The organism is Clostridium collagenovorans DSM 3089, from assembly GCF_900130005.1.
Classification (GTDB): domain Bacteria; phylum Bacillota; class Clostridia; order Clostridiales; family Clostridiaceae; genus Clostridium_D; species Clostridium_D collagenovorans.
The window spans coordinates 88,099-102,562 of record NZ_FQXP01000007.1; the positions used below are offsets into that span (position 1 = coordinate 88,099).

12 protein-coding genes are annotated in these 14,464 nt (G+C 26.8%); all 12 read right to left on the reverse strand.

Annotated elements, in window-relative coordinates; translation table 11 throughout:
- Nucleotides 1-3: 3 nt before the first annotated feature.
- On the reverse strand, nt 4-1,059 hold the full coding sequence (locus tag BUA48_RS09920; RefSeq protein ID WP_143147704.1) for a hypothetical protein: 1,056 nt from the start codon (nt 1,057-1,059) through the stop codon (nt 4-6).
- Entirely contained in the window at nt 1,060-2,499 is a 1,440-nt protein-coding gene (locus BUA48_RS09925; RefSeq protein ID WP_072831906.1) for a metallopeptidase TldD-related protein, read from the reverse strand.
- Nucleotides 2,500-2,507: 8 nt separating this feature from the next.
- The gene (locus tag BUA48_RS09930; RefSeq protein ID WP_072831907.1) at nt 2,508-3,311 is read right to left on the reverse strand and encodes an ABC transporter permease; all 804 of its coding nucleotides are present in this window, start codon (nt 3,309-3,311) and stop codon (nt 2,508-2,510) included.
- Nucleotides 3,301-4,224 (reverse strand): ABC transporter ATP-binding protein, encoded by a 924-nt coding sequence (locus BUA48_RS09935; protein ID WP_072831908.1) that lies wholly within the window; start codon nt 4,222-4,224, stop codon nt 3,301-3,303. The genes BUA48_RS09930 and BUA48_RS09935 overlap by 11 nt, the downstream gene beginning before the upstream one ends.
- 54 nt (nt 4,225-4,278) lie before the next feature.
- Nucleotides 4,279-4,545, reverse strand: coding sequence for a hypothetical protein (locus BUA48_RS09940; RefSeq protein WP_143147705.1), 267 nt, complete (start codon nt 4,543-4,545; stop codon nt 4,279-4,281).
- A 31-nt stretch (nt 4,546-4,576) separates the two neighbouring features.
- Nucleotides 4,577-5,725, reverse strand: coding sequence for a radical SAM/SPASM domain-containing protein (locus BUA48_RS09945; protein ID WP_072831910.1), 1,149 nt, complete (start codon nt 5,723-5,725; stop codon nt 4,577-4,579).
- Complete coding sequence (locus tag BUA48_RS09950; protein ID WP_072831911.1) at nt 5,718-6,908, reverse strand: radical SAM/SPASM domain-containing protein; 1,191 nt, start codon at nt 6,906-6,908, stop codon at nt 5,718-5,720. Before BUA48_RS09950 ends, BUA48_RS09945 begins: the two co-directional genes overlap by 8 nt.
- A gap of 1 nt (nt 6,909) precedes the next feature.
- Nucleotides 6,910-8,184, reverse strand: coding sequence for a radical SAM/SPASM domain-containing protein (locus tag BUA48_RS09955; RefSeq protein WP_072831912.1), 1,275 nt, complete (start codon nt 8,182-8,184; stop codon nt 6,910-6,912).
- A gap of 1,699 nt (nt 8,185-9,883) precedes the next feature.
- Nucleotides 9,884-10,690 (reverse strand): phosphonate ABC transporter, permease protein PhnE, encoded by an 807-nt coding sequence (phnE, locus tag BUA48_RS09960; RefSeq protein ID WP_072831913.1) that lies wholly within the window; start codon nt 10,688-10,690, stop codon nt 9,884-9,886.
- Nucleotide 10,691: 1 nt separating this feature from the next.
- Nucleotides 10,692-11,516 carry a phosphonate ABC transporter, permease protein PhnE gene (gene phnE / locus BUA48_RS09965; RefSeq protein WP_423231111.1) on the reverse strand — a complete coding sequence of 275 codons (825 nt, stop codon included), beginning with the start codon at nt 11,514-11,516 and terminating at the stop codon, nt 10,692-10,694.
- Nucleotides 11,517-11,518: 2 nt separating this feature from the next.
- The gene (gene phnC / locus BUA48_RS09970; protein WP_072831914.1) at nt 11,519-12,283 is read right to left on the reverse strand and encodes a phosphonate ABC transporter ATP-binding protein; all 765 of its coding nucleotides are present in this window, start codon (nt 12,281-12,283) and stop codon (nt 11,519-11,521) included.
- A gap of 992 nt (nt 12,284-13,275) precedes the next feature.
- Nucleotides 13,276-14,298 carry a phosphate/phosphite/phosphonate ABC transporter substrate-binding protein gene (locus BUA48_RS09975; protein ID WP_072831915.1) on the reverse strand — a complete coding sequence of 341 codons (1,023 nt, stop codon included), beginning with the start codon at nt 14,296-14,298 and terminating at the stop codon, nt 13,276-13,278.
- Between the last annotated feature and the right edge of the window lie 166 nt (nt 14,299-14,464).

The following is a 14,464-nucleotide window of genomic DNA, read 5'->3' on the forward strand; positions in this document are numbered from 1 at the left end:
TAGTTATATATAATTTATAGAATGTCGGAAAACGAATTCATACTCTCCTAATCTTGATAAACATGAAGATTGGCTAATTGCACCACTAGATAGTATATCAAAAATATTTCCTTTTATATAAAAGTTAATAATTTGGGGCCTTGTATTTCCATCAAAGTAAAATACATTTCTACAAATAAGAATACACTCTCCAGTAGAAGTATTTATATTTTTTATATTTTCTATGTTATTTAAATATATATATTTTTTATATTCTTTAGCAATGTACTCACAACTTATATGTTCAAAATTTATAAATTGCTTCATATCAATTTGAGAAATACATTTACATTTTTCTCTCTCTAAATTCCTACACTTTTTCTTAATCAATTCAATAATTTCATTCAAGAACCTATAGGGAATTACTATGACGCTTTCATTCTCTAAATTATATCCTTTTTCATTAAAATTATTATAACTATATAAAACGTTTAAAAACTCCATAATATTTATAGTGCTATTTTTTTTAATAGCCAAATTTATATTGCTTTTATTTACAACATCTATATTTTCTTCTATTGAGAATTTCTCTGTAATCTTATTTCTTTCATTTAAAGTAATAGTATTTATTGCTTGTAACTTTATATTAAATTCACTTAATGAACTATCTCTTCTTAAAATATCATAATATTCAAAAATCTTTTCACAAATTTTATTCTTATAATCTATAAATTCAAGATAATTATATTCATTTATTTCATAGTATCCTAAGCTTATAAAATTAAATCTATTTTCGTTATCATCTAATTTATTGAGTAATATATTTTCTAGATCCTCAATATCGCTCCTACTAATGTTAATATTATAAAACTCTTCTCTTCTTACATACCTTATTTCTATACCATATTCTTCACCTATTTCACAGGGATAATTTATTAAATTATTATGACTATTATACCTAACATATACCCTACTTGAAAATTCTACAGACCATTTTATAATATCATATTTTTTTTTAAGTTTTTCAAATACTATATCTATATGTTTTTTTATTAATAAACATTCCATCATATACCTCATTTAACCGCCATTCTTACTTATCAGTTCTAGCTTATTAAACAGTGAATAATTATGATTTATAGCTCCCACCTTCAAAGATTGGTTTTTCTTTTTACATACATAGTGCGATTTATTATTTGACATTCCAATAGATACTAAACAGCTACTAAGTAAATTTTTAGAATTTAAATATATTTTCTTTTGTGGGAAAATCGTTATTTCATTATCTCTTAATACACATATTAATTCAGGAATTATCTCGCAAATCTTTGTTTTTCTATTGAACTTTCCACTTTTAGCACCAAACAAGAATAATAATTCTTCATTTTTACTTATATAATTGTTATCATATAAGATATCTCTTAAATTAATAATTTCATTCTTAGAATCTTCCTTAAAATATTCTACTTGATTTTTATTATTACATGAAATATTCGTAATCCTAGGTAATGGCAAATCCTTATATGTTTCTATCCTATCAGTAAAAAAGCCATTATCTTGAATTCCATTAGTATATAGACCATTTAAGAAATTTTCGCAATTCCCATTTTTAATCAAGTCTACTTTTTTTCTCAAATTACCATGTGTATCAAATGGTTGATAACCCCAATCATCAATATTTCCAGTATCACTTATTGTCAAGTTCTTAGATATCTCACTGTTTAATTCTTTTTCAAATAAGAAATCTCCCTCACTCCCATGTCCAATTAACTCATGTATAATTATATCAAATGATTCATTGTCAAGTATAACTTTTGTATTAGTAGGAATATTCATTACGTTATTATCCAGTTTACTTTGTCTAATCATTTTTAATCTTTTACTCTTTAATATAAATTTATCTATCAATTGACTTTGAGTAATAATTTCCTTGTTTTTCCCCGAAATACTTACTTGAAATACAAATGTAGTATCTTTTATATTAGTCGTAACATAACTAGTAAATGAACTATAGTGGTGATCATATTGCGTATATCCCTTTCGATTATTACAAAGAAACCATGTATCATATCCGAGTAGAAAACAATTTTTCACGCTTGAGGATTCAAATATTTCTTGTAAGTATTCATTAATGTCCTTAAGCTCTGACCTATATTTATTTACATTTAACTCATCGTTATTCTTACTAAAATGTTCAACTTGTCTTATTTTTGAATTAATACGAAAATTAAATAACCCTTCAATTTTCATACAACTAATATCTTTAGAAAGTAAAAAGTCAAGTGACTTACATAAACCTATTATTTTTTTGCTTTCTAAAGAAGATGTATGTGCAAATACTATTTGATTTTTATTAGAAATAGCTTCAATTCCTATACCGCATATATTTCTATTAAAACAAATAAATTTCTTTCCATCATACTCAATACCTCTGGTAGTTCTTTTTTGGTGTCTCGCTGATAAGTAGTTCTTTGTATCAATATCTTGTATTATATTATATATTTCTTTATAATTCTTCATAAAATCACCTAATATTGATTTATAGTGCCTTGATTTAATGCTTTTTTCTTCATAGCAGTAAATATACTCAACCCTATAATAATCCAAATAGTTACATTTGCTATTAAAATCGGGAAATTATAATCTTTAATAACTATACTCATATTAAAATTATTATTAACTAACACTTGAAGTACATTCATACCCCAATGTAGTGGTAATAATTTTGATAAATATTGAAATATTATAGGTAAACGTTCTACTTCTATTATTATACCTGTAAAAAACAATAATATATTTGAAAATGCACCAGCTACTGATGATACCCTTTTATAAAGCAAAGCAAACCCAGCCACCATATAACCAATACCATATAATCCAATCAAAGTAGTAAAGAAGATTAGTAGCGTCCACCACCAATTTACAGCAACTATAAAATCAATTGGTATTTTAAATGTAATTACACATAATGAAAATACAAGTATACCCTTTATTGTATCAAATATTATTTGAGCTATAATTCTATTCATTAAAACAATTGTGAAGTTAGTTTGTGTCATAAATATCTGTTCTAATGTACCTTCTTCTTTTTCTTCCTCAATAATTAAAGCAATCAGATCTATAGCATGTACACCATAATACCATATCATCAAACTTAAAAGCATTGTAAAAAGATCTTTGCTACTAAATGATGAGTCATGAAACCCATAAAAAATACCTAAAAACAAGAAAAATATGTTCAAGTTTCCAAAAATCAAATTAAACCAATATGCTTTAGCATCACCTATTATTTTTAATACTTCTGCACTTAAAAGCCTAAACTTATTTATCATTATTCACATCTCCAACTATTTCATTGTAAATAAAATCGAATTCTGTTTTGACTTTATTTATACTTATAACTTCGTTCTTATTTAAACTCTCTGATAACCAACTCAAATCTTTAGTTTTTACAGTAGCTATATTATCCTCAATATTTATAACTTCACACTTATTGTTATTAGTTATTTTTTTAATATCATCACTTTTCAATACTATCTCATAGGAATTATCCTCTTGTATAAAATTCTTTAGATTCTCTAACTTATCATCCTTGATTATTTTTCCCTTCTTCATAAATACAACTCTAGAATTAAGACCTTCTATTAGACTTATATCATGTGTCGTAATTATTATAGTTTTTTTGCTGTTTATCGCAAGTTCCTCTATTATATTTTTCACAACATTTGAAGAAGGTATATCTAAACCTAGTGTAGGCTCATCTAATAATAAAATATCAGGATCTTTCATTAGTGCTACCATTATAGCAACTTTCTGCTGCATACCTCTAGAGAACTCTTTAACAGCATCATTTTGTCTATCAGTTAAGTCAAAAAGTTTCAAATACTTATCTGTTCTACTTTTTATAACCTCATTTGATAAATTATTTAATAATCCAAAATATTTTAAATTATCCTTAGCACTTAAATAATAATAAATATTCCTAGAGCCCTCTAAAACTGCACCTACACTCTTTTTAGGAATACTCTTGTCTTTGATTATATCTTTAGAATTAAGCATTATACTTCCTGACGTTGGAGTAATCAATCCACCTATACACTTCATTAATGTTGTTTTTCCAGCTCCATTATGACCTAAAATACATATAATCTCACCATTATTAATTTTCAAATTAACATTATCAATAGCTGTTACTACTGAATTTTTCTTTTTAAATTGTTTTACTATATTTTCTATAAGTAGCATAATTAAATTATCCTTTCATATTTAACATAAAGTTGAGTTTATTTATATTATCTACTAATTTTGAATTAAAATTTGATTAGAGCACATCTTTGAGATAAACACTCTAATTTTATCACTTATATCCCTCTTATATTTTTCATTCATAGTGCATATTATTTCTTCAACTGATCTTGCTTCATTTTCAATTAATCTTAAAATATCAAAAGCTAGAATATCTGATAAAAGGATTTTTTGGTCATTTATATTAAATATAAATGTCTTTCCACCAAATAGCTTGGACTCATACCTGTAAACAATATTCTTATTTAATTTTATTTCCATATTTATCACCTCAATTTTTTTTATTAATCCCTTAGTTTCCCAAATTACATCTTGGATCATTATTATTTATATCTCCATAATAATCATGAGCCGCTGCCATACATCCACCCTTACATTTATCTATAAATTCACAATCTCCACACACTGTATTATTGTAATTTCTGCTTAAAATTGTCGTCCATCTACTATCGTCTTTCCAAATTTCTTCAATATCCGTTTCTCTTATATTTCCTGCAAAAAAATCATCATTATGCATAAATGTACATGGATAAACATTGCCTATTGGATCCATTTCAAATGAATATATTCCTGCTCTACAATTCATTATAGGTAGCTTATCTATATCACGTCTCATACTCTCTTCAAATTCACTTACTTTATATGGTATACAGATAGGATCTTGTTGTATAAATACAGGTTTGCTTAAAGATTCATGAAATTCTAACACCTCCTCAAATGCTTTTATATATTCTTTATCTGATGGAACACTTAACTTATATTCATCTCCCTTAAATGGATATAAAGGATTATAATTCAATCTTTTCACACCCAATTTATAACAAAGATTATATATATCTTTAAGTTCATTTAGATTTACTTTAGTAACAACAGTGTTTACTCTAACACTAATATTATTCTCAGTAAGCATTTTTATTTTATTTATTACTGTGTTAAATACTTGCTTATTTCGTATATAATCATGTGTCTCAGGCTTTGCACCATCTAAACTTACCTGAATCCAATCACATTCAGGATCTAATATACTTGAAAGTTCTTTACAATCTTCTTCACTAATTAACAGTGCATTTGTATTAATAGATATAGTCATTCCTAGTTTTTTTATATATTTTATTATTTCTACCATGTCTTTTCTACAAAATGGTTCACCGCCCATTATATAAACTTGATACGTACCCATTTGTTTTATTTTCTTTAAGAATCTCATAATCTCATCAGTATTTAACTCATTTTCTAAAGATCTATTCCCGATAAAGCAATGCTTACATTTTAAATTACACTTTGATGTTATATCTAATCCTACTATCGTTGGAGAATCTAAACGTATTTTACTTCTTATACTTAATACATATAGTAAATTTTCTAATTTCATTTTTTTATTAAGTTTATTTGACTCTGCTTCTATACCATTGTTTATAATATAATTTAAATATTTACCCACAATACCTTCCTCCTAGAATACTACAGTTTGGATTTGGAAAATTCATACTTTTATGTTTTTGATACGCAAATTCATAACTATGATTTAAACATATAGATAAAAACTTACATTCGCCACATTTTGTATTATCCAAAGTTCTGAAATTAACAACTGGCTTCAATCTAATTATGTTATCTTTTATCACATTCCACGAATCCTTATATATATTCCCATAACATAGTTCTTCATAGTCCAACTGGAATTCTGGATATACACATCCATTAGCATCAATATATACAGATAAAAATCCTGAAGAAATTATATATGGCGATTTTATCGGAATATTTATTTTCTTAACCATAGAGTAAATTTTTTCAAAAAAATCTATTTGTAAAAAATAAGTTAATTCAGTGTCTCTATTTGCAGTTAAACATTTATATATTTCATCATAATATAAATCCATATCTAGCATATGAAATATATCCTTTCCTTTGTTTTTTGGATATACTGGACTTACACTAAATCCATCTGCTCCCATATCACAAATAATCTTATATGTATTATATAAATCATGTACGTTTTCATGAGTAGCAACATAACTTATTCTCACTTGTAATCCATTACTTTTTAATCTTAAAATATTTTCTTTAATAATGTCAAAATAATCCATTTTTCTTTGTGCCTTATATATACTTGAATTAGATCCATCTAAACTCACTTGAATAATATCATTTTTTTCATCAAGTATTTGAGTCAATTTTTTAATTTTACACTCATCTAATAAAGTTAAGTTAGTAAAAATCTCAATGAACATTCCTTTTTCCTTTATATATTTCAGTATTTCAAAGATATCTTTTCGTAGAAACACCTCTCCACCAGATAATCCTATAAATGAAATACCCTCCTCTTTAAATTTATCAATAGCTATCATTACATCTTCTGTGGAAGGTTCATAATTTCTATTATTCGCCCAACAATGTATGCAGTTTAAGTTACATCTATTCGTTAATTTATATCCTACCCATATTGGAGTATCAACATCATCATAATTATAATTACATGATTTACTTATAGTACTAATAACAAATTCTCTAGCCTCCCTATCCTTCCTTATTTTTTTAGGAAAACTTTTTTCAAAAATTAACTTTAATTTTTCACTTTCCTCCGTTTTAACGTCTTCATTCCAAGTTATAATACTATTCATTTTATATATCCATCCTATCAACATATAATTTTAACTTTTCTTCAATATTATATCTAATTGAACTACAAGAATTATGTGTGCTCTCATAAAAGTGTTGTATATTTCCACCCATACATAGAGGCAATACATTGCATTTTTCACATTTTGAGTTATCTATAGGATTATTGTTCAAACACTCCATAGCAATTCTGTTATTAGTCATATGATTAACTGATATATCCTTCAACTTGCCTATACGGTATTCTTTATTTCCTAAATAGTATTCATCTTTATATACATTACCCTCTGGATCTATACTGAAACTCCAAAATACCTCCTTAGAGCTTCCTACGATCATAGGTAACAAATCAAATTTCTTTGCTATTCCGCTGACTAAAATTTCTTTAATTAAATTAATTTCCATTTTAGCAAATTCATAATTATTCAGGCACTTCTCCCTTGTCTCTTCATTCATATAGTCAGTACTGTAAATAGGACTTATATGAGTATCCAAAATTTTCCCTTTTATATTTGTGTTAGATATATACTTAATTAACTCATTAACATCTTCTAAATTTTCCTTTGATATGTTTATTCTCAAATTAAATTTCAAGTCTTCTATGCTCAAGAGATTTTTCATTATCTTTTTGTAACTATTTTCTTTTTTCATTGGTCTTAGCAAGTTATGAGATACTTCTGAACCATCTATAGTAATTTGAATTCCATTTATATTTAAAGTTTTAAATATCTTAATATACTCCGTTGTTAAAAGAGACCCATTTGTAATAATAAAAGCTGAATAATCACACTCATACTTATCACACAAGGTTATAAATTTTATTGATAACCTCTTTATACTTTCCATATTTAATAATGGTTCTCCCCCTAACCAAGTAATTCTTAAAATTTTCAACCCTTCTTTTAATCTTTTTTCAACAAAATCAACTATTTCTTTTTCAACATCTTCATTCATTAGCATATTACTCTTTTTAACAAAACAATATTCACATAAAAAGTTACATGAAAATGTAGGGGCTATGCTTAAAAAAAGCTGTTTTTCATTCAATCTAGATATATCTCTAATAAGTTTCACTCTTCCATATTCACTTATTTTAGAATCAACTATTAACTTTTTATCAAGTAAGATCTTTTTTTCTTTATCACTAGCATTTTCCAAGTTATTATATGCATAATATAATTCATCTTTCAATTTAAATATTCCCTTATATGGATTATAGATATATTTTTTATCATCCACTTTGAATTCTATATTATAATGTGAATGCTTATATTTCAAATTGATCACCCCCTATATAAAAAACGCTATAACTAAAATTGTTATAGCATTCTTTATTAAGTAATTAGCTCCTAATGCCCAGATGCTCTACAGCTTCCTGATGCTCCAGGTAATCCTTCTGCTATTAACTCATCAGTACTTAAAAGTTCCTCTATTTCTACAACTTCCAAAACTTCATTGTTTTCCATATTTATCACCTCCGCTCTTAAATCTTCAATAAAAAATTTTACTAAATATTTAACTCCTAATGCCCAGATGATCTACAGCTTCCTGATGCTCCAGGTAATCCTTCTGCTATTAACTCATCAGTACTTAAAAGTTCTTCTATTTCCACAACTTCTAAAACTTCATTGTTCTCCATATTTTTCACCCCCTTCATAGTATAAATTATACATATTTAGTTTTTTTTGTCAATATATTTTTTGTAATTATGTAATTTAAGTAAATAACTGTATTTGTATAAGTTGTTATTCTTATTAAGTTTATAGCAACTACTAACAAACCCTTAAATAAATGTGTAAAGTTTAACATCAAACTTATTTTTCATTATATTTTTATATCTACGAAATTTGTATTCTTAATAAAATAATTTAATTACAAGAATTACAGATTTAATATTTCTAATTTTATATCCCTTAATCCTGCGTTTTTACACCTAGTTAATTATTTATTCTATATTTATGAAAATTCTTTTTTTAAGTTTTAAATTGGAAATTTAATTTTTATATTTTAGCAAAATATAAAATTGACACTATATATAACTGTATTTGGAGAATAATTGTTCTTTTATACATCTTTATTATAAAATATGCTTTATAGCTTAAGGATATAGACTCATATTATTACTACATTTAAAGGTGCTTACTATTTAATATCAACAAACCATATATAATAAATATAATTTAATATATCGATTTTATTCAATCATATTATAAGATTGTTTTTTTTATAGTATAATTTTTATAATCAATAAATTAAATCTTATAATTGATATATAAAAATACAATCTAATTTTACTTAAATAGCTTTAAATAATTGATATACACATCTATTTAATTTTATTATTCATTTAAAATACTTTCTGATGTCATTTTCACATGAGAATTCACAGTAAAATTATATGATATGATAAAAATCTATACTAATTTTATTTATTAGTAACTATCGAATTGTCATTTATAGATATTTTGCTATTAAAGCTATAATACATATTTTTATCCATACCTTAAAATATTTTTGATAAGTTATATTTTATTATAGTTTTAATCCTTTTTACTACCGTGATTTTTATACCAATATATTAATCATTATACATATTAATGTTTATTTGTCAATATTTTAATGAACAGCTGTTAACCTTATGATTTCTACAAAATTATAAATTCAGTATATAGTTATCCCTATTCTGTACCTTAGCACACTGCTTCTTAAGAATAAGATTGCTTATAAAAATTCAGATAACGATTTTCTTAAATTTTAAACTAGTCATGTATAATCAATATTACCTCTATTATATTTAATTCTTTATATACTTTTTATAGTTTTTTTATTTCTATCTTCTGTATTTGCGTATTTTCCTTAATTCAATACTAATATTCTTTATTAAATAGATAACACTTATTCTATTAATCCTTAATATAAAAAAAGAACATGTTCACAATAAGTTGTCCTTATTATGAAACATGTTCTCTATTTATGGTTAGCCTCTTGCTAATTTGTTTCTTACTTTAGTAGAAAGAACTTCTACTATTAGTACAAGTAAAACTAACCCACATAATATCGCTCCTACCTCATCCCAGTTAAAAGAGTTCATAGCGAATATTAATGGAGCACCTATTCCCCCAGCTCCTACTAAACCAAGTGTTGATGCATCCTTTATATTTATTTCAAATCTGTATATCGCCGTTGATATAAAGTTTGTAAATAACTGTGGTAAAATACCGTATCTTATCTTTTGGAATGTGGTACATCCCGCCGCATCTAAGGATTCTAGAATCTTTTTATCTAAATCCTCAATTGCTTCAATGTATAATTTTGAAACCATACCTATAGAAGTTAGTGCTAATGTCAGTACCCCTGCAAAAGGTCCTGGTCCAGTTACACGTATGAACATTAATCCATATACAAAGGAAGGGAATGTTCTTATAGCTGCTATTATAAACAGTGATATTGTACTTACCCATTTTGGTACTATATTGCTTGATGCCATAAATGATAATGGTATTGCTAATATTGTACCTATAATAGTTCCAAGTAAAGCTATACAAACTGTTTCTAATAATAAGTATGGAACACCTTGCTTAAAGTCAAATAACATTGCTTTATCTGGATGTAATATACCTGATATTACATTCTTAGCTATATCTAATCCATTTTCCTTAACTCCATTAAAGACTATTGTATTTGAGGCCCATACTACTATTGCACCTATAAATAATACTGTTAAGGCCTTATTTATCCACAGATTCGGTTCTTTTTGTAATTGTTCTTTCACTGTTAAATTCATATTACCCTAACCTTTCCCTTAAGTATTTACTTATATTTTCAATGATTACTACAGTTATGAATAGCATAACAAGTATCATTCCAACCTTGTCATACTCTCTCCAACCGATCTTCTCATTTAATATAAGTCCAATACCTCCAGCACCTACATATCCTAATATAGCAGCATAACGCACATTTATTTCTAAGCTGTATAAACATATTGAAAAATATGATGGTAAAATCTGAGGCATTATTGCACCTATAAAGGCTTTAAGCTTCGTTGCTCCAACTGCCTCCATTGCTTCAAAAGGTCCCATATCTACAGTTTCGATTTTCTCATATAACATTTTCACTACTAATCCAAAGGTAAAGATACTTATTGCAACTGTTCCCGCAAAAGTTCCTAAACCAAATACATAAGTTGCAACTAAGGCTATTATTAGAGTTGGTAATGTTCTTAATATACTTTGTGCTATTCTAACTATTACTAAAACTACCTTAGACTTCATTATGTTTACAGATGATAATATAGCAAAAGGTATTGCTAAAGCACTTCCTATCATTGAACCTAGTAAAGACATCTTTATAGTCTCAATTAATGCTGGCAATACATTCTTTGCAAAGCTAAAATCTGGTGGAAACATATTCTTTAATATTACAAAGAACTGATTTCCTCTATTTATTATGGTACTCATATTAAATCCTGTTACATTAACAGCTATTGCAATTGCAACAACTAATCCTATTATCACATAAGGAACTACAGACCTTGGCGCTTGTACACTCTTTCCGTTACTTAACTCAATTTTTTCTGGTATGAAGATATTCTTTATAGACTTCATCATAATTAAGCCCCCATTACTTCATCAGCAGCTAATTCTCTACCATATATTTGTGTTAGTACGTCATCATTTACTTCGCTAGATGGACCGTCATAAACTATTTCTCCTGCTTTAATTCCTATTACTCTATCAGCATATTTTAATGCTAAATCTACATGGTGTATATTGATAAGAACTGATATATTAAGCTCTTCATTAATCTTCTTAAAATCATCCATAACTTGAGATGCTGTTACAGGGTCTAATGCTGCAACTGGCTCGTCAGCAAGTATTATTTCAGGATTTTGTGCTATAGTTCTAGCTAAAGCAACACGTTGTTGTTGTCCTCCTGAAAGTTGATCTGCTCTTATATAAGCCTTGTCCAAAATTCCAACCTTATCTAAAGCTTCTAATGCTTTAATCTTATCTTCTTTAGAATATAAGCCTATTATAGCTTTCCATAACGGCATATCTGGCACCCTTGATGTTAATACATTCTTTATAACTGAAGTTCTTGTAACTAAGTTAAATGATTGGAAAACCATTCCTATCTTACGTCTGAATTTACGTAAATCTTTTCCATTTAAACGATTAACTTCTTGTCCATTTACTGTTAAACTACCTTCTGTTATATCGTGCATTCTATTTATAGTTCTAAGCAATGTAGATTTTCCTGCTCCAGATAATCCTATTATTGCAACAAATTCACCTTGTTCTATTTCTAAAGATATATTCTTAAGCGCATGTAAGCCGTTTGGATAAACCTTATTTACTTTATCAAATTTTATCAAAGGTATTCCCCCTCATTCGTTTTTGTCTACAATATCATTTTATCGATTATAAAAAGTAAATCAAGCTGATAATTATTCCAATTTGCTTAGACTTATGTAACTAATATAGTTTAAGCTTATTCTATGATATAACTTACTTTTCATAGCAATTTCCTTTTTTGAATCTAAATTCACTTAACCTTAGTGAATTCAACAAAACTCTTTAAAAACCTTTAAGAAAAATATTTCATTATAACCTTAATGTACAATTTCTTTATTTCTATTGGATTAAAGTGAAATTTATAGAAAACAACTTTTATATCCCCTATAAACTGCTCCTCTATGAATTTCACTTCTTTCTCTTTTAACATTTCTCTTTTTAAAGAAATTGTTCATTATTATCTATAAAATTCTAATTAATACTCTACCTTCCTAATAATAATTGTATTTATTCTACAATTAATGTCCCCTCTAAATACAATGAAGGCTCTTTATTAGACTATATATAATTAATGTACCAAGTATAGTTTCATTTAATTTTATTCCTTAATAATAACTCTATATTAATTAATTCATGTAGCTTGTCCCCATTGACGCACCATATTCAATATTGATATTTAAGCTTACCCCATTGTAGCCATCCTAATTAATTCCACTCACTAAAGAAAACTCTATGTTTAACTTAACCTTGCTATTCTAGCTCACCCCATTGTGATTTATCCTTATTAAACCACTTATGTACTAAAGCTCTATTAATTTATTTAATATTATTATTTCAAGCGTATCCCACTACAGCCTGTCTTAATTAATTGCATACATTTAATCAAGCTTTACACTCTTACTTAAAGTTTCTATTTATACCTTACCCCATCTTAACTTATATCAATCAACTTAGTATATTTAATAAAACTCTATGATTTTACTCAATATAACTTGTCCCCGTTGACTTTAAAAATGAAGCTACTGCACAGTTACACCTAACTATACAGTAGCTATCTTTATACCCTTAAAATCTATTTTTGCATAGATTTAATTAACTCTTGAGCTTTTCTTTCAGCATCGTAGTTTTTGTCTTCACCTAATTGGTATCCATTATGGCTATATATTGAAATTATTTTCTTTCCTTCTTCAGTTCCAGCTATATTCATGAATGATTTTTGTATAGCATCTTTTAATTCAGGAGTCATTAATTTCTTATCTTTAGTAACTGATATTGTATCATTGTAAACTTTATCAGTTACACCTATAACGTTAGTTTCATCCCATACAGATTCTTTTCTACCAAAAGTTGAAGTCCAATCTTTTTCATAGTCACGACGTGCATCAGCATAAGTTACCATTACATCGATTTGACCACTTGCTAATTGAGATAAAGCAGTTGCATAGTTGTCTAATGCTACTTTATTTGGTAAGTCAGTTATAGACATACCGAAGTTTTCTTGTAACCATAAACTTGGATAAATGTATCCAGCAGGTGAAGTTGTGTTACTTGAAATTCCCCAAGTTGCACTTTCTACATCTTCTTTAGTTAATTTTTCACCTTTATTTATTTTATCGCCTAATTCTTTACCTTTTGCAGATGGACCAGCAATTACTAATGAACGATAGTAAGTTACTTGATCTTCTGTAGCCTTAGTTGGCTCACTGTTCCAATCCTTTGCATTGTCAGAATCATGATTTAAACCATCACGAGTAGCAGTTAATGCAACGTCTACACCGTCATCATATAATACATAAGTTCCACCAGGAATAAACCCTACATGTGCTGTACCAGCAGATAATGCTTCTCCAACAGCTTCGAAACTAGTACCAACCTCAACCTTTACGTTTTTGAATTCATATCCTTGTTTCTTTAATTCCTCTTTTAGCATTTCAGCTAGTGGAGCTGTTGCAGTCTTAATCTCCTCTGGGTTTCTTGATGGTACAAAGTATACAACTAGTTCTTCGTTCTGAGCAGCTTTTTTATCTCCACCACAACCAACTAGCATTGACATACTTAATACTAATACTGTCAATAAAGCTAATAATTTTTTCATAGTATCTCCTTCCTTACTCCTTAGTTTTATTTGAATAAAGTCTTAAATATTTTGCAAAACATATAAACTATTATTCCTATAAATAACTTAACATGAATTTTATAAATATCTCTTATATAACTTTCAACTAAGAATCCACAACTTAATATAAAACTAACTTTCTTTA

Excerpts from the sequence above, each read along its gene's own strand:
- phnE (WP_423231111.1), bottom strand. The coding sequence starts at position 11,516 with ATGATGAAGTCTATAAAGAATATCTTCATACCAGAAAAAATTGAGTTA.
- BUA48_RS09950 (WP_072831911.1), bottom strand. The coding sequence starts at position 6,908 with ATGAATAGTATTATAACTTGGAATGAAGACGTTAAAACGGAGGAAAGT.
- BUA48_RS09940 (WP_143147705.1), bottom strand. The coding sequence starts at position 4,545 with ATGGAAATAAAATTAAATAAGAATATTGTTTACAGGTATGAGTCCAAG.
- BUA48_RS09930 (WP_072831907.1), bottom strand. The coding sequence starts at position 3,311 with ATGATAAATAAGTTTAGGCTTTTAAGTGCAGAAGTATTAAAAATAATA.
- phnE (WP_072831913.1), bottom strand. The coding sequence starts at position 10,690 with ATGAATTTAACAGTGAAAGAACAATTACAAAAAGAACCGAATCTGTGG.
- BUA48_RS09975 (WP_072831915.1), bottom strand. The coding sequence starts at position 14,298 with ATGAAAAAATTATTAGCTTTATTGACAGTATTAGTATTAAGTATGTCA.
- BUA48_RS09935 (WP_072831908.1), bottom strand. The coding sequence starts at position 4,224 with ATGCTACTTATAGAAAATATAGTAAAACAATTTAAAAAGAAAAATTCA.
- BUA48_RS09920 (WP_143147704.1), bottom strand. The coding sequence starts at position 1,059 with ATGAGGTATATGATGGAATGTTTATTAATAAAAAAACATATAGATATA.
- BUA48_RS09925 (WP_072831906.1), bottom strand. The coding sequence starts at position 2,499 with ATGAAGAATTATAAAGAAATATATAATATAATACAAGATATTGATACA.